Origin of the sequence: Streptomyces sp. SudanB5_2050 (assembly GCF_964272335.1) — a bacterium.
In the GTDB taxonomy this organism is placed as follows: domain Bacteria; phylum Actinomycetota; class Actinomycetes; order Streptomycetales; family Streptomycetaceae; genus Streptomyces; species Streptomyces rochei.
In genome coordinates this window covers 721,936-743,210 of sequence record NZ_OZ186760.1, presented here as the reverse complement: position 1 = coordinate 743,210, position 21,275 = coordinate 721,936, and the positions used below count along the sequence as shown (strand labels likewise).

Sequence of the window (21,275 nt, the reverse complement as noted above, 5' to 3'; positions counted from 1 at the left end):
TCGCCGGGTCAGGCGGTCTCCGCCAGGACCGCGCGGATGACGTGGCGGGCGTTGCCGGCCATGGCGGGATTGGTCCGGCGGTAGTACGGCAGCGCGATCAGCGCCTGGGAGAGTGTCCGCGCCCGGCCGCGCCGCCAAGTCGCGTCGTCCACGTCCAGCGCTTCGCGGAAGACCTTCCGGGCGGAGGGCGGCAGCAGGTTCCACGCCGGGAAGAGGTCGCAGGCCGGGTCGCCCGTGCCCAGACACCCGAAGTCGATGACCGCGCTCAGCCTGCCCCCGTCGACCAGCAGGTTCCCCGGCATCAGGTCGGCGTGCAGCCACACCGGCGGCCCGTCGGGGTCCGGGGCCCGCAGCGCGTCCTCCCACACGGCCGTCAGGGCGTCGCAGTCGACGCCCTCCTCGGGCAGGGCCCGCAACGCGTCGAGGGCGGCCCGGGTCTCCGCGTCGAGCGTGGCGAGCGGGCCGCCGCGGTGGGCGCGCGGGGCGTGCGGCAGGTCGACTTCGCGCAGGGCGGCGACGAAGCCGGCCAGGTCCCGGGCCAGTGGCTCGGGGGCGGTCAGCGCCCCGGCCACCGGCAGCTCGCCGGGCAGCCACCGGTACACCGACCACGGCCAAGGGTAGCCCTCGGCCGGTTCACCGGCGCCGAGCACCTCGGGGACGGCGGTGGGCAGCAGCGGCGCCAGGCGGGGCAGCCACTCCCGCTCCCTCGCCACGTCACCGGCCCCGCCCTCGACCAGCGGCAGCCTCACGACCAGGTCGTCGCCCAGCCGGTACATCGCGTTGACCGTGCCGCCCGAGGGGAAGCGCTCCAGGGGCAGCTCCCCCCATCGAGGGAACTGCCCGGCGACCAGCCGTCGTACGAGACGGACGTCGAGGGATCGCGGGACCGCAGATGTCCGCCCGGAAGTCATGGGCGCCATCCGACCCCTCGACGCGGCCGTCCGTCAAACGCTTTGCCCGGCGGGCGGACCCGCGCCCGGCGGGTCAGACGCCGAACTCCGACGGCGGCACGCCGAGGGCGGTGCAGGCCTCGCGGATCGCGTACTGCTCGGCCGGCTCGAAGACCCCGTCCGCGCCGGCGATGACCATGCCGGTCTGGATGACGGCCCGGGCCTCCGCGGGCTTCTTGGCGGCCTTGGCGATCACCTGCAGCGCCTCGCTGCGGCCCAGCTCGAAGTTGGCGAGGAGCTTGTCGACGTGCTGGTTGAAACGCTGGCGGAGCTGGTCGGCCGGGAAGTTCTGCAGCACCTCGTTGGTGACGATCAGCTCCTCCACGCGCTGGCGCTCCGCCGGCTCCACCTGGCCGTCGGCCGCGGCGACCAGGGCGCACATGGCCATGCTCGCGTCCCGGTACGCGCCGCTCTTCAGCTCGGTCTTGACCGATGCCAGCTGGGACTTGAACAGTCCGATCAGCTGGGCCTTCGAGCCGCCCGAGGACGACCCCGAACCACCGGCGAAGCCCTGCTGCCCGTGCTGCCCGTGGCCCTGCTGTCCGTGTCCGCTTGCTCCCCGAGTGCCCTGGGACTGCTGGAAGGTCTTGGCCTGGTCCTTGATCTTGTCCCACATCGCCACTCGTGCCACCTCGGCTTCTGTTGCTGTGTATACGACTGCTGGGCATTCGCCTTGAACGCTCGAAGCATGAACGCGCCGGGGAACCGCGGAGTTCCCCGAAGGCAAAGACGAAGCAAAGCCTCTCATGCCGGGGGCGTAGTAGGCTGCGGGATCTGGAGTTCGACGGCCGGTCCGGCCGGCTGGGGGCGTGCGGTGTGGGTCGGCTGAGGGAGGTCGGCTGGTTCGGCGCGATCGGCGTCGTGTCCACCGTCGGACAGGCCCTGCTCTACTGGGTGTTGCGCCTGTGGTGGCCCCCGGCCGCCGCCAACCTCGTCTCCCTGCTGGTGCTGACGGTCCTGAACACCGAGGCCAACCGGCGCCTGACCTTCCGGCACACCGCCGCCGACCCGGTCCGCGCCCATCTCGGGGCCGGCGGCCTCTTCCTGCTCGGCTACCTGGCCACGTCCGGCGCGGTGCTGTGGTTCAAGCACGCCCAGCCCGCCGCCTCCCCGGCCGCCGAGACCGCGGTCCTCGCCGCGACGTCGGTCGCCGTCACCGTGGTGCGCTTCGTCGTCCTGCGCCTGGCGGTCTTCCGCGGCCCCCGTGTCCGGCCCGGCGCGCCCGCTCGGTCACCAGAAGGTTCCTGAGTCACTTAAAAGTGCGTTCTTCCACGTCAGGCGCCACTCTCCTACGGTTTCCGAGTAACCACCGAAGACCACGAGGACTCGCGGACGAGGAGACGGAACACATGGCCATCACCCTGATGAACCCCGAAGGACTGCCCGAGATCGACGTCTACCGGCAGGTGTCGGTCGCCACCGGATCGAAGCTGGTCTTCGTCGCCGGCCAGGTCGCCTGGGACGCGGAGGGAAGGACGGTCGGCGAGGGCGACCTCGCCGCGCAGACCGAGCGGTGCTACCTCAACGTCGCCACCGCCCTCGCCGCGGCCGGAGCGACCTTCGACGACGTGGCGAAGCTGAACGTGCAGGTCGTCGACTGGACGCCGGACAAGATGCCCCTGCTCCTCGAGGGCATCGCCCGGGCGTCCGCCGCACTGGGGACCACCCCGGTGCCGCCCGCCACGCTCACCGGCGTCGCGGCGCTGGACGTGCCCGAGCACCTGATCGAGGTGGAGGCCACCGCGGTGATCGACTGACGCCGGCGCGGTGACCGGCCGGTTTGAAGGACGGGACGCCGGACACGCGAGGGACGGGCGCCGCGGACCGCGGCGCCGACCGCGTACCCGAGCATGTGGAGGCCGACGATGGTGGAGAGGAACGGCACGGACGGCGGACCGCTCGATCGTCCGGCGATGCCCCAGGAGGAGGCGGAGATCAGCCCGCCCTACCGCTTCCAGCGCCAGCAGCGGCCCGGCCTGGAGTCGCTGATGGAGGTGCGCCCGCGCTACCACGCCCCGAACTACCGGGGCTCCGGCAAGCTCGCCGGGAAGGTCGCGCTGATCACCGGCGGGGACTCCGGCATCGGCCGCGCGGTCGCCGTGCTCTACGCCCGCGAGGGAGCCGACGTCGCCGTCGTCCACCTGCCCGAGGAACACGACGACGCCGAGGAGACCCGCGCGGCCGTCGAGAAGGAGGGCCGCACCTGCCTGCTCCTGCCGGGCGACCTGTGCGAACCCTCGTTCTGCGCGGAGGTCGTCGAGCGCACCGTGGCGGAACTGGGCGGCCTCAACGTCCTGGTGAGCAACGCCGCCTACCTCAACAGCCAGAACAGCCTCTCGGACCTGACGGCCGAGGACTTCGACCGGGTCTTCAAGACGAACGTCTACGCCTACTTCCACCTGGTCATGGCGGCCCTGCCGCACCTGTCCCACGGCGACGCGGTGATCGCCACCGCCTCCGAGGAGGCTCTCAAGGGCAGCGAGATGATGATGGACTACGCGGCCTCCAAGGCCGCGCTGGTCGTCTTCACCAAGTCCATCGCCCCCCACCTCGCCCAGCGCGGGGTCCGCGCCAACATCGTCTCCCCGGGCCCGACCTGGACGGTGCTCAACCTGGCGGGGCAGCGGTTCCCGGACGACTACCTGACGAACCTGGGCAGTTCGGCCCCCATGGGGCGGGTCGCCCAGCCGGAGGAGGTGGCGCCCGCGTACGTGTACCTGGCTTCCGACGCGGACTCCAGCTTCACCGTCGGCGAGGTCATCGCCGTCACGGGCGGCCTGACGGACACCCGCTGAGGCCCGTCCCGCGCCCCGGGGCCCGCACCGGCGCTCACGGGCCGGTGCGGGCCCGGTCCTGTCCGCGACTGCCGCTGAGGCGGCCACAGCCCGGGTCGTGGGCCTCGCCCAGCGAGGTCCACCACCGCTCGCAGCAGCCCTCGCGCGCCGGAAGACGGGCGGCGGCGGGCCGGGTGCACTCCGGACCGTGCGCGGCGCCCGAGTGACGCCAGAACGCGCAGCACGGGGCGGGCGGCAGGAGCGGCACCCGGGGACGCGCCAGCCGCTCCGCCCGCTGGGCCCGTGCCCGCCGCAGCCGGTGCTCCGTCCGCGCGCGGGCCGCGCACCACGTGAACACCGCGGCCGCGTACAGGCCGGGCAGAGCGAGCCAGGGATGATGGGTGGCCGCGTATCCGGCCGCGACGAGCAGCACGACGGCGGCGGCACGGCACGCGTGGGCGGTGCGCAGGCTCGGCGTCACGTGGACTCCCGTGGGTGAGGCGGACAGGGCTCGGGACATCCGTATGCCCCCGGTCCGCCGAGCTACGTGTCCCGGGCCCCGTCGGCCGAAAACCCGTTGCGGTCACCCACGGTCGACCCCAACCCTGCACTCATGCCCCCTGCTGCCGTGCGGCCGGCCACCCTCGCCGACGCCCCCGCCCTCACCGAACTGCTCAACGAGATCGACCGGATCGAGATCGGCGCGCCCGAGACCGACCAGCACGCCGTCGAGGCCGACCTGAAGCACCCGCGGACCGACCTCGCGCACGACTCCTGGCTGGCCTTCGAGGACGGGCGCCTCGTGGCGTACGGACTGCTGTGGGATGAGTCGGGCGGCGAGCGCGTCGACGTCGACCACTACGTGCTGCCGGACCACCAGGCGGCCGGGCTGCTGATCCTCGCGGCCATGGAGGCCCGTGCCCTGGCCAGGGCACGGGCCAGCGGGGCCGCCCGCGCCGTCGTCCACCTGCATCTCAACGCCCGGCCCACGACCGACACCGCTCTGCTCGCGGAACGGGGCTGGAGCGTCGTGCGGCGCCACCACGTGCTGCGCCGTCCCGTCGACGCGGCGGTCGACCTGCCCCCGAAGGGCCCGGCCGGCGTCCGGCTGCGGACCTGCGGGACGGAAGCGGACCGCCTGCGGGTGTACGAGCTGTACCAGCGGACGTTCGCCGACCACTTCGACTTCCGGCCCCGTCCGTACGCACTCTGGCTGAGCGACATCGACGCCGACCGGCTGGACTGGTCCCTGGTCTGGATCGCCGAGTCCGACGGCCTCGGGGACGCCGGGTTCCTGCTCGCCCGTGACGACCGCGAGGCGATGGGCTGGATCCGCGCTGTCGGCGTCCTGCGCGAGGCCCGCGGGCGCGGCCTGGGCGAGTTCCTGCTGCGGCACGCCTTCGCCCGTTTCGCGGCACGCGGCCGGGAGACGGTGGGCCTCGGCGTCGACACCGCCAACGCGACGGGCGCCCCGCGGCTCTACGGCCGCAACGGGATGACGGTCCACTACGCGGTCGACACCTGGGAGGCCGTCCTCGGCTGACACCCGGGTCGGCGGCGGGGCGAGGGCCGGCGCCCCGGGGCCGTGCGGGGTCAGGCCGGCCGCCGTGCCGCCTCCAGCATGCGCCGCAGATGGGCCCGCTCCGGTTCGGTGCCGGCCATGTCCAGCGCCCGGCGGTAGGCGGCGGCGGCCTCGGGTCCCCGGCCGAGCCGGCGCAGCAGGTCGCCCCGAGCCGCGTGGTAGGGGTGGTGGCCGCGCAACCGCTCCTCACCGGCGAGGCCGTCGAGCAGGGCGAGGCCCGCCTCGGCGCCGTCCCGCATCGCGACGGCCACCGCGCGGTTCAGCGCCACGACCGGGGAGGGCGCGAGCGCGGACAGCACGTCGTACAGCGCCACGATCTGCGGCCAGTCGGTGGTCTCCAGGTCCGGTGCCTCGTCGTGCAGGGCGGCGATCGCGGCCTGCACGGCGTAAGGGCCGGGCGGGCCGCCGGTCAGGGCCGCCGTCACCAGTGCCGTGCCCTCCTCGATCAGCGCGCGGTCCCAGCGGGAGCGGTCCTGGTCGGCGAGCAGCACCAGTTCGCCGTCGGCGCCGGTGCGGGCGTCCTGTCGCGCCCGCACCAGGAGCATCAGCGCCAGCAGGCCCGCCACCTCACGCTCGGTGGGCAGCAGCCGGTACAGGATCCGCACCAGTCGCACGGCCTCCGCGGTGAGGTCGGGACGTTGCAGCTCGGGCCCCGAACTGGCCGCGTACCCCTCGGTGAACACCGAGTACAGCACCTGGAGCACGCCCGGCAGCCGTTCGGGCAGCTCGTCCGCGCCGGGGACGCGGAACGGGATGCGGGCCTGGCGGATCTTCTGCTTGGCCCGCACGATGCGCTGGGCCATCGTCGCCTGCGGCACCAGGTAGGCGCGCGCCACCTCGGGGGTGGTCAGCCCGGCCAGGCAGCGCAGCATCAGCGCCCCGCGCGCCGGTGCGGGCAGGGCGGGGTGGGCGCAGGTGAAGAACAACTGGAGCCGCTCGTCGGGCAGCTCCGCACCCGGGTCCGCGCCGGGCGCCGGCGCGGACCGGTCCGTCTCCACCTGGAGGGCGGCGAGCCGGGCGGCGTACACCTGGTCCCGGCGCAGCCGGTCGACGGCCTTGCGCCGGGCCGTGGTGAGCAGCCAGGCCCCGGGCCTGGCCGGGACCCCCTGCACAGGCCAGTGCACCAGCGCCGCCTCGACCGCCTCCGAGGCGACCTCCTCGGCCAGGTCCAGGTCCCCGAAGCGCCGCACGAGGGAGGCCAGCAACAGCCCGTGTTCCTCGCGGAAGACCGCCTCGACCGCGCGTTCCGCGCCGCCCGCCCGCGCGCCCACCGCCGTCAGGCCCCGAAGTCGGCGACCGGCCGCACGACGACCGAGCCGCTGCCGCGCGCCCCGGGACAGCGGGCCGCCCAGTCCAGCGCCGCGTCCAGGTCCGGGACGTCGATGACGTAGAAGCCGCCGAGGACCTCCCGGCTCTCCGCGAAGGGCCCGTCGACCACGGTCCGCTCGCCCTCGGGGCCGACCTTGACGACGGTCGCGGTGACCAGGTCGGCCAGCGATTCGCCGCTGACCAGGATCCCGGCCTCCCGCACCTCCTTGTCGTAGGCCATCCAGTCCTGCTCGTCGCACTCGGCGGCGCCGCCCTCGGCGTCGACCGTCCCGGCGTTGATCAGCAGCATGTACTTCATGGTCCGTACTCCCGTCAGGTCCTGCCGCACGGGGCGGCGGGTGTCGTCCATCATCATGTGCGGCGGGTGCCGCACACCATGACGACGAACGGGGTGCCGCCGGATCGACATCCGCCCCGGATTTTTTTTCGGCAAGCCGAGCGACCGGTCCGGGCGGGCGCCCGGCGGCTAGCCGGAGAGCACCATGGCGACCGCCACCGCACCGAGCAGCGCGACGTACGTCCAGGCGTGGACCCGGTCGGGGACGCGGGGCGGGCGGCGCCGCAGCACCGCGATCACGGGCAGGGCGCCGAGGAGCAGCGCGGCGGCGGCGCGCGGGTCGACGAGACCCACCAGGTCGCCGTGCGCGGCGTCGGCGGCGACGGTGCTCCCGGCGCCGGCCAGGAAGACCGCGGTCGCCGGGAGGGCGATGGCCAGGGTCAGCGGGTTGGCGAGCGACGTGGCCACCCGCATGGTGTGCCCGGCCCGGCGCATCGCCGGAACGGTCAGGACGCTGCCGCCCACACCGAGGAAGGCGGCCACCGCGCCGACGGGGACGCCGACGGCGGCCGGCAGCGGACGCGGTGCCGCGCGGGTCGTCCCGGCCGGGGCGTGGGGGCGCAGGAAGCCGGGCCGCAGCAGCAGGTCGACGACGGTGAGGACGACGTACAGGACGAACGCCCAACGGACCAGGCCCGGCGGGGCGTGGCGGGTCAGGAGCGCGCCGGCCGACGCGCCGGCCGCGAGCAGCAGGAGCAGGGGACCGCTGCCGCGCAGGGCGGCGAGGACCGGCCGGGGCGTGACGGCCGTCGCGAAGGCCGCGTTCACCACCATGACCAGCGCCGAGGTCGCCGTCGCCACTCGCACCGCGTCCGGGCCGAGCGAGGCGTCGGCCCACACCACGACCGGGACGGCGACGAATCCGCCGCCGAACCCGAACAGCACGGTGGTCAGGCCGGTGAGAAGTCCGATCGCGAGCAGGCTCAGGAAGGTCACATGGACCACTCCACCAGCGCCCGGAAGGTGCCCGCATGCGATGCCCGGCACGATTCCATCGCGTCCCGGCCGGCCGCGGCCCGTAGGGTGACCGGGTGAAGAACGTCCCCCTGGACTCCGTCGACCACGTGGACCGGGCCGTGCTGCCGATCGGCACCGACTATCCGCCCGGCCACCTCCTGGACTGGCACGAGCACCGGCGCGCACAGTTCCTCTACGGCGCGACCGGCGTGATGGTGGTCGACACCGCCGACGGCACCTGGACCGTGCCGCCCGAGCGTGCCGTGCTGATCCCGGCCGCGACCCGGCACCGGGTGCGCATGCTCGGCGTGAGCACCCGCAGCCTGTACGTCGAACCGGCCGCCGTGCCCTGGTGGCCCGGCACCTGCGTGGTCGTGGACGTCCCGCCCCTGCTGCGTGAACTGCTCCTCGCTGCGGTCGACTTCGAGGCCGAGTACAGCCTCTCCGGGCGGGAGGGGAGCATCGCCGACCTCCTGCTGCACGAGATCGCGGCCCGTGCCCCGCTGCCGTTCCACGTCGGCATCCCGGTCTCCGCCGACCTGGCGGCGCTCTGCCGCTCCTACCTGGCCGACCCGGACGCGGGCGTGACCAACGCCGAGTGGGCCGCGCGGACCGCGTCCAGCGAACGGGCCTTCACCCGGCGCTTCCGAGCGGAGACGGGGGACAGTCCCGCCGTCTGGCGGGCCCGCGCGCGGCTGCTCGCCGCGGTGCCGATGCTGCGTACGGCTTCGGTGACCGCGGTCTCGGGCCGCCTCGGCTACGCCTCACCCGCCGCGTTCACCGCCGCCTTCACCCGGGCCTTCGGCACCCCGCCCTCGCGCTTCACGGCGAGCGGTCGCGGGCCGCGCTAGGACGCGTCCTGTTCCCGGCTCGCGGCCCGCTCCTGCGCGTGGTGGCCCAGGGCCGCGCTGCGGCTGGTGGCCAGGTGGTGCAGGACGAGTTCCTGCACCCGTTCGACGTCCCGCTCCGCGATGGCCTGGTACAGGGCTTCGTGCTCCAGCGCCACGGCGAGCAGATCGTCGTGCTGGCCCAGCAGCCAGCGCAGCCGGCTGCGGAGCACGCGTTCGAGTTCGTTGAGCAGTTCGTTGGCGGCGAGCGAGACGACCGTCTCGTGGAAGTCGGCCGCCGCGCGCCGCGCCCGTACCGCGTCACCCGCGCGGGCCGCGTCCAGTTCGGCGTCCACCGTCGCGCGCAGCCGCTCCAGGCCCTCGCGTGTGTGCCGTTGCGCGGCGAGCCGGAAACCCAGGGTCTCCAGGCCCGAGCGCACCTCGTCCAGGTCCGCGATGTCGCTGGTGGTGAACTCCCGCACCACCGCCCAGCTCCGCGGCCTCGGCGTCACCAGCCCCTCGGACACCAGGGTCTTGAGGGCTTCCCGCACCGGCAGCCGGCTCACCCCGAGCGCCTCGGCCAGCTCGCGCTCGACCAGGCGGCTGCCCGGCCGCCGGGTACCGTCGACGATCTCGTCGCGCAACTGCCGTGTGACCCGCTCGGACTCGGGCGTGAAGCCCCCTGACGCAGTCATCGCCGTCCTTCGTCCGTCTTCCCGTTCCGAGCCACGCCGACCGTGCGGTGCGGTGCGTCGGTCGGGCGGCCCGTCAGAATACCCCGGGGCCGGCCGCGGCCCGTCGGGCGGGCGACGGGGCCGACGGGGTCACCCGGCCTTCGGGGGCCAGTTGACGATCCGCTTGGGGCGCGGGCGGGCGTAGGTGCGCACCTTGGAGGTGGACAGGCCGAGCCGGACCAGTGACTCGGCGATCGTCACGGCGGCGGCGACCCCGTCCACCACGGGCACACCGGTCCGCTCCACCACGCGTTCGGCGAGGCCGGCCATGCCGCCGCAGCCCAGGCAGATCACCTCGGCCCGGTCGTCCTCGACCGCGCGGGCGGCCTGCTCGGTGATGGCGTCCACGGCCGCCTGCTCGTCCCGCTCCAGTTCGAGCACGGCGAGCCCGCTGGCCCGCACCGAGGCGCACCTGGCGCTCAGGCCCGCCACCTCCAGCCGCTCCTCGATCAGCGGGACCGTCCGGTCCAGGGTGGTGACGACGGAGTACCGACGGCCCAGGAACTGCGCCGTGCTCGCCGCGGCCTCGGTGATGTCGACGACGGGGACGTCGAGCAGTTCCTGCAGCCCCTCCCGGCCGTGTTCGCCGTACCCGGCCTGGATCACCGCGTCGAAGGGCTCCGGGTGGGCCCGGACGGTCTCCATGACGGCGACCGCGGCGAGGTAGCTCTCGTAGTTGCCCTCGACGGACTCCGCGCCGAAGGAAGGGGTCAACGGGACGATCTCGGTGCCCGGCGAGGCGGCGCCGGCCGCCTGCTTGCCGATCGCGTCGGTGATGGACTGCGTGGTGTTGACGTTGACCACGAGGATGCGCATGGAAGGGGGCCTTCTGCTCGAGTGGGTACGGTGCGGGGGCGCCGCGGCTATTCGGCGGCGACGGCGATGGCCTCGCCGTCCACGTCGCGGACCGGCGCCGCACGGTCGGCGATCACCGCGTACAGCGCGGCGCCGAGGATCGCCCCGATGAACCAGGAGAAGCCGGCCGCCGCGTGGAAGAAGGGCACCAGGGCGACGACGACGGCGATCGCGGCGCTGGGCACGAAGGCGGCGACCGCCCGCGGGTTGTAGCCGCGGCGGTAGTGGTACTCGGCGCCCGCGTCCTCGGTGTAGAGGGCCGGCACGTTCACCCGCGACTTCCGCAGCAGCCAGTAGTCGGCCATGATCACGCCGAACAGGGGGCCGAGCAGGGCGCCGAGTCCGCCGAGGAAGTAGTTGACGACGACCGGGCTGTTGTAGAGGTTCCACGGTGTGATGACCAGGCCCAGGACCGCGCTGACCAGGCCGGCGCTGCGGAAGTCGAGCCGGCGGGGGAAGAGGTCGACCAGGGCGTAGATCGGGGCGACGAAGTTCGCCAGCAGGTTCACGGCCACGGTCAGCGCGATCAGGGCCAGCGAGGCGACGGCGAGCAGGAACATGTTGGGCACCGAGCGCACGATGTCCGTCGGGCTGGTGATGACGCGTCCGTCGAGGCTGAACTGCGCACCGCTGAGCACCGCCACGATGACGGCGAAGAAGAGCATGTTCACCGGGATGCCGATGACGTTCCCGCGGACGATGGAGCCGCGGCTGCGCGCGGAGCGGGTGAAGTCGCAGAAGTTCAGCACGAACGTCCCGTAGATCACCACCCACAGGGCGGCGGCCTGCAGGATCTGGAGCCACATCGCGCCGCCGGTGAGCGGGTCGTCGACGGACAGCGAGATCGAGCCGTCCGCGCGGACGAACATCCACACCGCGAGGGCGCACATGGTGAGCAGGGTGGTGGGCGCCGCGAACGCCATGTACCGGCGGATCATCTGCATCCCGTAGCTGACGATGACCACCTGCACCGCCCACAGGACGAGGAAGGTGATCCAGCCGAGCGTCGACTGGCCGAGCAGGGAGTTCGTGTCCAGACGGGCCAGGTCCGGGAACATGGCCACCAGGAGGGTGCTCAGTACGGCCGAGGCCAGATAGGTCTGGATACCAAACCAGGCGATGGCCACGATCCCGCGGACGGCGGCCGGTATCTTCGCGCCCTTGATGCCGAACGCGATGCGGCTCATGACCGGGAACGGCACACCCGTCTTGTGTCCCATGAACCCGGACAGCGTCAGCAGCAGGAAGAGCAGGACCGAGGCGAGCGCGAAGGCGGCGAGGATGCCCCACACGTTCAGCCCGAGGGCGAACAGTCCGATGGCGAAGGCGTAATTGCCCAGGCTGTGCACGTCGTTGGCCCAGAGCGTGAAGACGTTGTAGGCGCCCCAGCGGCGCCCTTCCCGCTTCGTCGGGGCCAGGTCGTAGGTGTAGAGGCCGGAGCTGGTGGCGGTGCCGTCGGCCTCGGCGGGCGAGCGGCGGTCTTCCAGGGCAGTCATACGGGACTCCTGGGCTCGGGGAGCGGGGGAGCAGGGGGAGTTGGAGAGTTCCACAAAGCGGAAGCGGCGTTCCGGTGAACAGAACGTAGTTTTCGCCAAACGGCACCGTCAAGAGGTCCGCGGCAAATGGAATACCATTTTTCGCCCCGTTGGCAGGGGTAGGAGCCGTCCCTACCGTGACGCCCCGTTATTACATCGATGTAAAGATCGATGCAAAGCTGCGGAAAGGACCCCCACGTGCTTCCCAGCCTCACCCGCCGCCCCCGCCCCCGCGCCGGTCTGCTCTTCGCCGCTCTCCTCGGGCTTGTGGACGGACTCGGACCCGTCCCGTGACCGCAACATCTGGGCGCCGGAGTTCTACCGCTTCGGCGACCGCTGGTACCTGTACTACACGGCCGACGACGGAGTGGACGAGCACCACCGGCTGTACGTCCTGGAGTCGGAGGGCGACGACCCGGCCGGCCCGTACCGCTTCAAGGCGAAGCTCGCCCCGCCCGACCACGCGGACGACTTCGCCATCGACGCGGGCGTCCTCCGGCTCGGCGGCCGGCTCTACCTCGCCTACAGCGGCATCAACCGGTACCAGCACAACGGCATCAACATCGCCCCGATGTCCGACCCGTACACCGTCTCCGGCGACGCCGTCGCCATCGACGCCGCCGGCGGCTGCCCCGAGGTGCGCGAAGGGCCGGAGTTCCTCCACCGCAACGGGCGCGTCCGGCACGTGGACTGAGGCGTCCGGCGAGAGCCCTCACCCCCGATCGCGGCCCTCCGTGCTCTCCCGCAGGACCAGCCGGTGGGCCACGATCCGGTCCTGCGGCGACAGCACACCGGACCCGGCGTCCTCGCTCTCCCCGTCCGGTCCCGTCGCCTCCTCGATGCGGTGCCGGAGCAGCTGCACGGCCACCTTGGCCACCGCCGCCTTGTCGGGCGCCACGGTGCTCAGTGTCGGCACCGAGTACCGCCCGCCCTCCACGTCGTCGAACCCGATGACCGCGACGTCCTCGGGCACCCTGACCCCGTGCTCGTGCAGGGCCCGCAACGCCCCGAGCGCGAGCTGGTCGTTGAGGCACAGCAGCGCGTCCGGCCGCAGCCCCGACGCGAGCGCCCGCGTCACCGCCTCGGCACCGTCGGGCATCCGGAACGAGTCGACCGGGAGCAGGGCGGCCGGATCGTGGGCGATGCCCGCCTCGGCCAGCGCCGCACGGTAACCGCGGGTGCGGGCCTGCGCCGTGCCGAGGCCCGGGTCGTCACGACCGCCCACCGCGAGGACGGTGCGGCGGCCGAGCGCGATCAGATGAGCGGTCGCCTCGTGCGCGGCCCGCTCGTTGTCGATCGCCACATGGTCGGCGCCCTCCTCCAGCAGCTCCCCGAGCAGCACGGTGGGCGGAGCGCCCGCGCGGTCGCGCAGGTCGTCGGCGGTCAGGGCGAGAGGGCTCAGGATGATCCCGTCCACGAACGTCGACCCGAAACCGGCCAGTGCCGCCAGCTCGTGGGCCCGGTCCGCGCCGGACTGGTGGATCAGCACGGTCAGGGAGCACTTCTCGGCCTCCCGGACGACGTGCCGGGCCAGCTCCGCGAAGTACGGGATGTCCAGTTCCGGAACGACCAGGGCGATGATGCCGGTGCGGCCCCGGCGCAGATGACGGCCGGCCAGGTTCACCCGGTAGCCGAGCTGTTCGATGGCCTCCCGCACCACGCGTCTGGTCCGGTCGGAGACATGGGCGTAGTCGTTGATGACATTGGACACCGTCTTCTCCGACACGCCCGCGTGACGTGCGACGTCCTTGATCCTGGGCCGTGCCACCGAGACCTCCCTGCCTCCTCGCGCTGCCCGAGTCTATTCCCGGCAGTCGATCACCCCCCACCCGGGCGCCGCCTCTTTACAGCCAATGTACATCGATGTAAAAACTAGCCACCGCACGAGCGTCCGGCCGTCGAAAGGTCCGTGATGAGTTCCCGTTCGCCTGCCCAGGGGCCGGCCGCGCCCGATCCCGCACACCGCCTCAGCCGCCGTCGGCTGCTGCGTCACACCATGGCCGCGGCGGGCGGGCTGCTCGCCGCCGGCCCGCTGTCCGGCTGCGCCTCACCCGCCTCCGCCTCCGGCGCCTCCTCGCTCAGCGTCTGGGACCTGTTCCAGGGCGGCGACGGCATGCTGATGGACGAGATGATCGAGGCCGTCTCGAAGGGTGCCGGGGGCGCCGAGGGCTTCGAGGTGGACCGCACGATCCTCGACTGGGGACCGTCGTACTACACCAAACTCGCCATGTCCGCCGCCGGCGGCCGGGCCTCCGACGTGGCCGCCATGCACCTGTCCCGGCTCGCCGGCTACGCCCCGGGCGGCCTGGTGGACCCCTTCGACCTGGACCTGCTCGCCGAATTCGGCGTCACGGCCGAGGACTTCACCCCCGCCGTCTGGTCGCGGACCCGGCACGAGGGCACCGTCTACGCGATCCCGCTGGACGTCCACCCCTTCATCGTGTTCTACGACAAGGAGGCCGCGGAGAAGGCCGGGCTCCTGACCACCTCGGGCGAGCTGGTCCCCATGGGTTCTCCCGAGGCGCTGCTGGAGGCCGGCAAGGCTCTCGCCGGGGCGACCGGGGAGGCGGGCATCCTGTTCGGCCACGTCACCGACACGGCACAGAACTGGCGCCTGTTCGCCGGGCTCTACGCGCAGACCGGCGCCGAGTTCGCCCTGCCGGACGGCGGCCCCCCGAAGATCGACGTGGACGCCGCCGTACGCGTCGTGACCCTCATGACGCGGCTCTTCGACGGGAAGACCAACCCGAACAACCTGGACTACAACGGCGCGCTGGCCGCCTTCACCAGCGGGCGCGGCGGCATGGCGATGCTCGGCGAGTGGGAGCTGCCGACCCTGAAGAAGTCCGGCCTCGACCTGGGCGCCGCGCCCTTCCCGCAGGTCTTCGAGGAGCCGGCCGTCTACACCGACAGCCACAGCTTCGTCCTCCCGCACCAGGACGACCCCGACCCGGCCCGGCGCCGCGAGGCCCACCGGTACGTCGCCGAGATACTCAAGCAGAGCCTCACCTGGGCGAGCGCCGGGCACATCCCCGCCTACCAGCCCGTGCTGGCGGAGCCCGGGTACGCGGCGCTCGACCCCCAGTCCTCCTACGCCGACGCCGCCGAGGTAGCGGTCCTCGACCCGCCCAACTGGTTCGCCGGCGCGGGTTCCAACTTCCAGAACCGCATGTGCCAGCCGCTCCAGTCGGCGCTGCTCGGCAACACCACCCCGGAGAAGGCGGTGCGGCAGATGGTCCGCGAGGCCGACACGCTGCTGCGGCAGCCCGACCCGGTGGCCTGACCGGCGAAAGGAGTGACCGACGTGACCACCACCGCACCCCTCGGCGCCGAGGAGGAGGCCGGTTCGCCCGCTGCTGCCCCGGACGGACGCGGTACCGCCCCGCGCCGCACGCGCTCGGGCAACGGGCTCGTGTTCGTCCTGCCGTTCCTGCTGGTGTTCGGCCTCTTCATGGTGTGGCCGATCGTCCAGGGGCTCTGGATGAGCTTCACCGACAGCTCCCTGGCCCTGCGCGACACCCGTTTCGTGGGCTTCGACAACTACACCGAGGCGTTCGGTGATCCGGACGTCTGGAGCAGCCTCGGCAACACCGTCTTCTTCACCGTCGTCTCCAGCGTCCCGCTGGTGCTGATCGCGCTCGCGATGGCCCTGCTGGTGCACAGCGGACTCGCCGGGCAGTGGGCGTGGCGCCTGTCGTTCTTCGCCCCTTACCTGCTGCCCGTGACCGTCGTGACCATGATCTGGACCTGGCTCTACCAGCCGGAACTGGGCATGGCCAACCAGCTCCTGACCGCCCTCGGCATGGAACCGGTCGGCTGGCTGTCCGACGAGTCCGTCGCCATGTGGTCCGTCGCCGCCCTCACCGTCTGGTGGACGGTCGGCTTCAACTTCCTCCTCTACCTCGCGGCGCTCCAGTCCCTGCCCACGACCTTCGACGAGGCGGCGGCGCTCGACGGGGCCGGCGCCTGGCGCCGCCTGTGGTCCATCACCCTGCCGCAACTGCGCAGGACCACCGGCCTGGTGGCCATGCTCCAGATCCTGGCCTCCCTGAAGGTCTTCGACCAGATCTACATCCTCACCAAGGGCGGACCCAACGGCTCCACCCGCCCCGTCCTCGAGTACGTCTACGACGTCGGCTTCACCGGCTACCGCCTCGGTTACGCCTCCGCCGTCTCGTACCTCTTCTTCGCCCTGATCGTCGTCGTCTCGCTCGCGCAGTTCCGCCTCTTCCGCCGGGAGGACTGACCGTGTCCGCAACCGCCACCACCGTCCGCGGCCGGCGCCGACCACCCCGCGAAGCGGCCGGTTCGCCCCTGCTCCTGGGCCACGGCCGGCTGCCCCGGGTCCTGACCGGAACCGCGCTGGTCGTCCTCGCCGTGGTCTGGCTGCTGCCGTTCGTGTGGGCGGTCATCACCTCGGTGCAGAGCGAGGAGGACATCAACACCACCGGGCTGTCCCCGTTCAAGGGCGCCTTCACCCTCGACGCCTACCAGCGGATACTGGAACGCGGGAACGTCACCGTCTGGGCCTTCAACAGCTTCCTGATCTCCGCCCTGGTCACGTTGATCACCGTCGCGGTCTCCACCCTCGCCGCGTACGGCTTCTCCCGCGGCACCTTCCGCGGCCGCCGGGCGCTGCTCGGCGTCACGGTCGCCGCCATCATGGTCCCGCCGCAACTGCTCGTCGTGCCGCTGTTCGACCAGATGACCCTCTTCCACATGGTCGACACCTACGCGGCGGTCATCCTGCCCCAGGTCGTCGCGCCGATGATGGTCTTCATCCTCAAGCGGTTCTTCGACGCCGTCCCCAGGGAACTGGAGGAGGCGGCCCGGATCGACGGCGCCTCCGAGTTCCGGGTCTTCCGGTCGATCGTGCTGCCGCTGTCGCGGCCGATCGTGGCGGCGGTGGCGATCTTCGTCTTCATCGGCGCCTGGAACAACTTCATGTGGCCCTTCATCGTCACCAACGACCCCGACCTGATGACCCTCCCGGTGGGCCTGGCCACCGTGAAGGACGCCTACGGCATCCAGTACGCGCAGTCCATGGCCTCGGCCCTGCTCGCGGCGCTGCCGCTCATCGTGGTCTTCCTCCTCTTCCAGCGCCGCATCGTCGACTCCGTGGCCACCACCGGCCTCGGCGGCTCCTGACCCCCTTCCCGGCTGTACCCACGGGTCCGGCGCTTCCGGCGCCGGCCCACCGATCGACTGGAGCATGTGTGCCCACTCACTCCGCACCGCGCCCGGAGTACCCGCGACCGCAGTTCGTGCGCCGCGACTGGCTCAACCTGAACGGCGCCTGGCAGTTCGAGACCGACCGGGGTGACAGCGGACTCGAACGCGGCCTGCTCGACCGAGAGTTGAGCGGCGAGATCCTCGTGCCCTTCCCGCCCGAGTCCGAGCTGTCCGGCGTCGGCGACACCGACTTCCTGGAGGCCGTCTGGTACCGGCGCGCCCTCACCCTGCCCGCGGCCTGGGCCGGACGCCGGGTGCTGCTGCACTTCGGCGCCGTCGACCACGACACCACCGTGTGGGCGGACGGCAAGGAGGTCGCCCGGCACCGCGGCGGCTTCACCCCCTTCACCGCCGACCTCGGGGACATCGCCGGGGCGGGGGAGGAGGTCGTCATCACCGTCCGCGCCCGCGACCCCAAGTCCGGCCCGCAGGCCCGCGGCAAGCAGGCCGTCCAGTACGCCAACCACGACTGCAACTACACCCGGGTCACGGGCATCTGGCAGACCGTCTGGCTGGAGCCCGTCCCCGACCTGCACCTGCGCCGCCCCCGCATCACCCCCGACCTGGCCGGCTCCGCCTTCCACCTGGAGCTGCCCCTGTCCGGCAACCGGCCCGGACACCGGGTGCGCGCCGTGCTCAGCGACGCCGACGGCGAGGTGAGCCGCGCCGAGGCACGCGCCGACCTGGACCTCGCCCCGCGCCTGCACCTGCCGGTGCCCGACGACCGGCGTCGCGCGTGGTGCCCCGAGGACCCGCACCTGTACGACCTGCGCCTCGAACTGCTCGACAACGCCGGGCAGGTGGTGGACAGCGCCGAGAGCTACGCCGGACTGCGCGCCGTCGGCCTGCGCGGCAAGGCCGTCCTCCTCAACGGGCGCCCGGTCTTCCAGCGCCTCGTCCTCGACCAGGGCTGGTACCCGGACGGGCTGATGACCGCACCCACCGACGCGGCACTGGTGCGGGACATCGAGCTGGCCATGGCGGCCGGCTTCAACGGCGCCCGGCTGCACCAGAAGGTCTTCGAGGAGCGTTTCCTCTACCACGCCGACCGCCTCGGCTATCTGGTCTGGGGCGAGTTCGGCGACTGGGGCTGCGAGACCGGCGGCTCCTCCGGCGACAACCAGCGGCCCGACGCCTCCTACGTCGCCCAGTGGCTGGAGGCCTTGGAACGCGACTACTCGCACCCCTCGATCATCGGCTGGTGCCCGCTCAACGAGACCTACCAGAAGCTCCACGACCGCATCACGACACTCGACGACGTGACCCGCGCGATGTTCCTCGCCACCAAGGCCATGGACACCACCCGCCCGGTGATCGACGCCTCCGGCTACGCCCACCGCGTCCCCGAGACCGACATCTACGACGCCCACAACTACGAGCAGGACCCGGCCGCCTTCCGGCAGCTGATGTCCGGACTCGCCAAGGACGCCCCGTTCGTCAACGCCTACGACGACGGCGCCCCCTACTCCCAGCCCTACCGCGGCCAGCCCTACTTCGTCAGCGAGTTCGGCGGCATCTGGTGGGACCCACAGGCGGCGGCCGACCGGTCCGGCGAGGACCGCACCGTCTCCTGGGGGTACGGCCAACGCGTCCGCGACGAGGAGGAGTTCCACGAGCGGTTCGCCGGTCTCACCGAAGTGCTGCTCTCGGACCGCGACATGTTCGGCTACTGCTACACGCAGCTGACCGACGTCTTCCAGGAGCAGAACGGCATCTACCGCTTCGATCGCGGCGTCAAGCTCGACGTCGCGCGCGTGCGCGCCGCACAGCTGCGCCCGGCCGCGATCGAGGAGCAGGACCCGGCGTAGGGCCGCCGCGGGCCGGAGGCGAAGCGCCGCCTCCGGCCCGCGCGCGGCGGGTCAGAAGGGACGGTCGCCCTCGATGGCGACCCGTTCCGCGACCCTGCGCTCCGAGCCGTAGTCGCCCACCGCGTAGTGCTGGGTGGCCCGGTTGTCCCAGAAGGCGATGTCGCCGGGCTGCCAGCGGAACCGCACCTGGTACTCGGGCACGTGCGCCTGCTGGAACAGGAAGCGCAGCAGCCGGTCGCTCTCGTCCCGGTCCATCCCGGTGATGTGGGTGGTGAAGGAGGTGTTGACGAACAGCATGCGGCGCCCGGTCTCCGGGTGGGTGCGCACGACGGGGTGCTCCACCGGCGGGAAGAGGTCCTGGTACGGGATCAGCCGTTCGGGACCGTAGAACCTCGCGAAGCCGGGGATGAAGTCGTGCACGGCGCGGGCGCCGTCGATGCGGTCCTTCACCTCCTGGGGGAGGTTGTCGTAGGCGGCGGCCATGTCCGCCCACATGGTGTCCCCGCCGAACGGCGGCACCTCGCGCAACTGGAGGACCGCGCCGAGCGCGGGCCGCTCGCGGAAGGTGACGTCGGTGTGCCAGACGTTCTCGTACGTCGGGACCGCGCCCTCGCCCTTGTCGAAGCGCACGACGTCCTCGCTGGACCCGGCCGCGAGCAGGGGGTTGGTCTCCAGCGGGCCCCAGTGACCGGCGAACGCGCGCTGCTGGGCGGAGGTGAGGTGCTGGGCACGGAAGAACAGCACCTTCCACTCCAGCAGGGCGCGGTTCAACTCCTCGCGCAGCTCGGCCCCGAGGGGCCGCGAGAGGTCGACGCCCCTGATCTCGGCGCCGATGGTGCGGGCCTGCGGAACGACCTCGAACAGTTCGTACGGACGCTCCTGCCACCCCTCGGGCACCCGGCGCAGCACGCGCCGCCCCTCGTAGATTCCGTCCTCCGGGATGCGCGCTTCGCGCAGGTCTGCGGCGGGTCCTGCGGACATGACGGTCATGGGAGTCCTTCCCCTGGTGCGGCGGTACGGGTACGGGCCATGGCGGCACCGCGACGGCGGCGCGATGGCCGGGAAACGAAGGTGCTCCGGTCCGTTGCCGGAGAGAGGGGAACCGATGTGCTCTACGCGTGGGAAGCGCCGAGCCACCGGCCCGGGAACGGCCGGTTATCGGCCGGAGCGCTCACATCCGGTCCGCTCGGGCACGCGAAGACACTCCGCCGTGGTGCCGAACCGGTATGTGGTCATGCCACCGATTCTGTGATCCTCCTCGGCTCCTGTCAACGGGTACCCGTCGCCGCACAGGGGGAGTTCAGGCCGCCTGGGTCAGCTCCGCCCGGCCGAAGAGGATCGCGTAGCCGGAGGGGAGCTGCGCGAGGACGCGGTCGAGCAGGTCGGGGCCGGCGATGCGGGCGACGACACCGAGTACGGAGCCGACGTCCCAGCGGGTGGTGGCCAGGGTGCCGCCGGTACGGGCCGCGAGGTCCCGCACGAAGGCCCAGCCCGTCAGCTCGTCCGTGGCGGGGATCTCGGCGGCGAAGACGCGGGCCGCCTCGCGGGGGAGGCGGGCGGCGAGTTCGACGCGTTCCTCGCCGGTGACGCGTCGTCCGAAGGCCGCCAGGACGGCGGAGACGACTTGCTCGGCCCGCTCCCGGGTGGGGTAGGCGCCGTTGTAGCGGACCTGCTCCAGCAGCTGGCCGTACGACATGGCCGGAAGAGTGGTGACCGTCTCCTGGACCGTCTGGGACTGCATCGCTGAAGGAAGCCTTTCTCGCTCGTGGGCCTGTGTGAGGCGTGGGTCTGTGTGGGACGTGGGTCTGTGTGACGGGTCTGCCGGTGACCGCTCCGGGCGGGGAGCCGGTCACCGGGTCAGGGGGCCGAGTCCGGGACGGGGGAGTCCTGGGGCCGGCCGAAGAGCAGGTCGTAGCCGGGCGGGAGCTGGAGCAGCACGCGGCGGGTCAGCTCCTCGCCCGCGGCGTCGGCGGCCACGCTGAGCACGGCCGAGACGTCCCAGGCCGCCGTCCGTTCGGTGGCTCCCTCGATCCATGCCGCCGTGGCCCGGACGAACCGCTCCGCGGAGAGCGGCTCGGCGGCCCGGAGCGGGTTGAGGAGGATGAGGGCGAAGGTCTCCGGCAGCCTGGCGGCCAGCTCGGCGCGCACCTCGCCGACGAGATGGGCGCCCAGGAGCGCGAGCACGGTGCGCGCGGCGCGGTCGGCCTCCGTACGGCTCGGGTAGTCGCCGCGTTCCCGCACCTGATCGAGGAACACGTCCCAGTGCATGGCCATCGGGGTCCTCCCTTCCCCAGGGGCGTGACCGAGGGCGGGCGGAGGGCGGGCCGCCGCGGGGAGGGGCGGGTGCGCCCTCCG

The 21,275-nt window shown here is 72.7% G+C and carries 22 protein-coding genes and 1 pseudogene; 10 read left to right on the top strand and 13 right to left on the bottom strand.

Annotated features, from left to right (window positions below; genetic code table 11):
* Positions 1-8: 8 nt before the first annotated feature.
* Together ACFZP7_RS03000 and ACFZP7_RS02995 are read right to left on the bottom strand one after the other, a co-directional pair.
* The gene (locus tag ACFZP7_RS03000; RefSeq protein ID WP_385633781.1) at positions 9-911 is read right to left on the bottom strand and encodes an aminoglycoside phosphotransferase family protein; all 903 of its coding nucleotides are present in this window, start codon (positions 909-911) and stop codon (positions 9-11) included.
* A gap of 73 nt (positions 912-984) precedes the next feature.
* On the bottom strand, positions 985-1,572 hold the full coding sequence (locus ACFZP7_RS02995) for a tellurite resistance TerB family protein (protein WP_030973460.1): 588 nt from the start codon (positions 1,570-1,572) through the stop codon (positions 985-987).
* 194 nt (positions 1,573-1,766) lie between these two features.
* Between ACFZP7_RS02995 and ACFZP7_RS02990 the strand changes: the two genes are divergently transcribed.
* From ACFZP7_RS02990 to ACFZP7_RS02980, 3 genes are all read left to right on the top strand, one after another.
* The gene (locus ACFZP7_RS02990; RefSeq protein ID WP_193515688.1) at positions 1,767-2,198 is read left to right on the top strand and encodes a GtrA family protein; all 432 of its coding nucleotides are present in this window, start codon (positions 1,767-1,769) and stop codon (positions 2,196-2,198) included.
* Between the two features lie 101 nt (positions 2,199-2,299).
* Entirely contained in the window at positions 2,300-2,707 is a 408-nt protein-coding gene (locus ACFZP7_RS02985; protein ID WP_031018396.1) for a RidA family protein, read from the top strand.
* A gap of 156 nt (positions 2,708-2,863) precedes the next feature.
* A complete protein-coding gene (locus tag ACFZP7_RS02980; protein ID WP_031018399.1) occupies positions 2,864-3,745 on the top strand; it encodes an SDR family oxidoreductase in 882 nt (293 codons plus the stop codon).
* A gap of 34 nt (positions 3,746-3,779) precedes the next feature.
* Here the strand turns inward: ACFZP7_RS02980 and ACFZP7_RS02975 are convergent, their stop codons facing one another.
* Positions 3,780-4,205: a hypothetical protein gene (locus ACFZP7_RS02975; protein ID WP_127441922.1), complete on the bottom strand. Its 426-nt coding sequence runs from the start codon at positions 4,203-4,205 to the stop codon at positions 3,780-3,782.
* A gap of 132 nt (positions 4,206-4,337) precedes the next feature.
* Between ACFZP7_RS02975 and ACFZP7_RS02970 the strand changes: the two genes are divergently transcribed.
* Positions 4,338-5,267 (top strand): GNAT family N-acetyltransferase, encoded by a 930-nt coding sequence (locus ACFZP7_RS02970; RefSeq protein WP_385633780.1) that lies wholly within the window; start codon positions 4,338-4,340, stop codon positions 5,265-5,267.
* A gap of 50 nt (positions 5,268-5,317) precedes the next feature.
* Here the strand turns inward: ACFZP7_RS02970 and ACFZP7_RS02965 are convergent, their stop codons facing one another.
* The 3 genes from ACFZP7_RS02965 to ACFZP7_RS02955 all read right to left on the bottom strand — a co-directional run bounded on the left by ACFZP7_RS02965 (position 5,318) and on the right by ACFZP7_RS02955 (position 7,908).
* A complete protein-coding gene (locus ACFZP7_RS02965) occupies positions 5,318-6,577 on the bottom strand; it encodes an RNA polymerase sigma factor (protein ID WP_062137150.1) in 1,260 nt (419 codons plus the stop codon).
* Between the two features lie 5 nt (positions 6,578-6,582).
* The gene (locus ACFZP7_RS02960) at positions 6,583-6,933 is read right to left on the bottom strand and encodes a YciI family protein (RefSeq protein ID WP_030973446.1); all 351 of its coding nucleotides are present in this window, start codon (positions 6,931-6,933) and stop codon (positions 6,583-6,585) included.
* A gap of 168 nt (positions 6,934-7,101) precedes the next feature.
* Positions 7,102-7,908 (bottom strand): TSUP family transporter, encoded by an 807-nt coding sequence (locus ACFZP7_RS02955; RefSeq protein ID WP_371847408.1) that lies wholly within the window; start codon positions 7,906-7,908, stop codon positions 7,102-7,104.
* Positions 7,909-8,003: 95 nt separating this feature from the next.
* On the opposite strand from ACFZP7_RS02955, the gene ACFZP7_RS02950 reads away from it, so the two are divergent.
* On the top strand, positions 8,004-8,780 hold the full coding sequence (locus tag ACFZP7_RS02950; protein ID WP_385633779.1) for an AraC family transcriptional regulator: 777 nt from the start codon (positions 8,004-8,006) through the stop codon (positions 8,778-8,780).
* On the opposite strand, the gene ACFZP7_RS02945 is transcribed toward ACFZP7_RS02950, so the two are convergent.
* From ACFZP7_RS02945 to ACFZP7_RS02935, 3 genes are all read right to left on the bottom strand, one after another.
* Positions 8,777-9,451, bottom strand: coding sequence for a GntR family transcriptional regulator (locus ACFZP7_RS02945; RefSeq protein WP_030973440.1), 675 nt, complete (start codon positions 9,449-9,451; stop codon positions 8,777-8,779). The two genes, ACFZP7_RS02950 and ACFZP7_RS02945, sit on opposite strands and share 4 nt — an antisense overlap.
* A gap of 129 nt (positions 9,452-9,580) precedes the next feature.
* Positions 9,581-10,306 (bottom strand): aspartate/glutamate racemase family protein, encoded by a 726-nt coding sequence (locus tag ACFZP7_RS02940; RefSeq protein ID WP_031018410.1) that lies wholly within the window; start codon positions 10,304-10,306, stop codon positions 9,581-9,583.
* A gap of 47 nt (positions 10,307-10,353) precedes the next feature.
* The gene (locus ACFZP7_RS02935) at positions 10,354-11,841 is read right to left on the bottom strand and encodes an NCS1 family nucleobase:cation symporter-1 (RefSeq protein ID WP_385633778.1); all 1,488 of its coding nucleotides are present in this window, start codon (positions 11,839-11,841) and stop codon (positions 10,354-10,356) included.
* A gap of 304 nt (positions 11,842-12,145) precedes the next feature.
* Between ACFZP7_RS02935 and ACFZP7_RS02930 the strand changes: the two are divergent.
* Positions 12,146-12,556: pseudogene (locus tag ACFZP7_RS02930) on the top strand (family 43 glycosylhydrolase); the annotation flags it as partial.
* 36 nt (positions 12,557-12,592) lie between these two features.
* On the opposite strand, the gene ACFZP7_RS02925 reads toward ACFZP7_RS02930, so the two are convergent.
* Complete coding sequence (locus ACFZP7_RS02925) at positions 12,593-13,648, bottom strand: LacI family DNA-binding transcriptional regulator (protein ID WP_019324243.1); 1,056 nt, start codon at positions 13,646-13,648, stop codon at positions 12,593-12,595.
* Positions 13,649-13,792: 144 nt separating this feature from the next.
* Between ACFZP7_RS02925 and ACFZP7_RS02920 the strand changes: the two genes are divergently transcribed.
* The 4 genes from ACFZP7_RS02920 to ACFZP7_RS02905 all read left to right on the top strand — a co-directional run bounded on the left by ACFZP7_RS02920 (position 13,793) and on the right by ACFZP7_RS02905 (position 18,920).
* Positions 13,793-15,163 (top strand): extracellular solute-binding protein, encoded by a 1,371-nt coding sequence (locus ACFZP7_RS02920; RefSeq protein ID WP_355102116.1) that lies wholly within the window; start codon positions 13,793-13,795, stop codon positions 15,161-15,163.
* A gap of 21 nt (positions 15,164-15,184) precedes the next feature.
* Positions 15,185-16,126: a carbohydrate ABC transporter permease gene (locus tag ACFZP7_RS02915; RefSeq protein WP_031018419.1), complete on the top strand. Its 942-nt coding sequence runs from the start codon at positions 15,185-15,187 to the stop codon at positions 16,124-16,126.
* Positions 16,127-16,128: 2 nt separating this feature from the next.
* Positions 16,129-17,028, top strand: a complete 900-nt coding sequence (locus tag ACFZP7_RS02910) for a carbohydrate ABC transporter permease (RefSeq protein WP_385633777.1) — start codon at positions 16,129-16,131, stop codon at positions 17,026-17,028.
* 68 nt (positions 17,029-17,096) lie between these two features.
* On the top strand, positions 17,097-18,920 hold the full coding sequence (locus tag ACFZP7_RS02905) for a glycoside hydrolase family 2 protein (protein ID WP_261698414.1): 1,824 nt from the start codon (positions 17,097-17,099) through the stop codon (positions 18,918-18,920).
* A gap of 51 nt (positions 18,921-18,971) precedes the next feature.
* Here the strand turns inward: ACFZP7_RS02905 and ACFZP7_RS02900 are convergent, their stop codons facing one another.
* The 3 genes from ACFZP7_RS02900 to ACFZP7_RS02890 all read right to left on the bottom strand — a co-directional run bounded on the left by ACFZP7_RS02900 (position 18,972) and on the right by ACFZP7_RS02890 (position 21,194).
* Complete coding sequence (locus tag ACFZP7_RS02900; RefSeq protein WP_385633776.1) at positions 18,972-19,910, bottom strand: TauD/TfdA dioxygenase family protein; 939 nt, start codon at positions 19,908-19,910, stop codon at positions 18,972-18,974.
* A gap of 310 nt (positions 19,911-20,220) precedes the next feature.
* Positions 20,221-20,661: a DUF2267 domain-containing protein gene (locus tag ACFZP7_RS02895; RefSeq protein WP_371847403.1), complete on the bottom strand. Its 441-nt coding sequence runs from the start codon at positions 20,659-20,661 to the stop codon at positions 20,221-20,223.
* Positions 20,662-20,777: 116 nt separating this feature from the next.
* Positions 20,778-21,194: a DUF2267 domain-containing protein gene (locus ACFZP7_RS02890; protein WP_019324250.1), complete on the bottom strand. Its 417-nt coding sequence runs from the start codon at positions 21,192-21,194 to the stop codon at positions 20,778-20,780.
* Between the last annotated feature and the right edge of the window lie 81 nt (positions 21,195-21,275).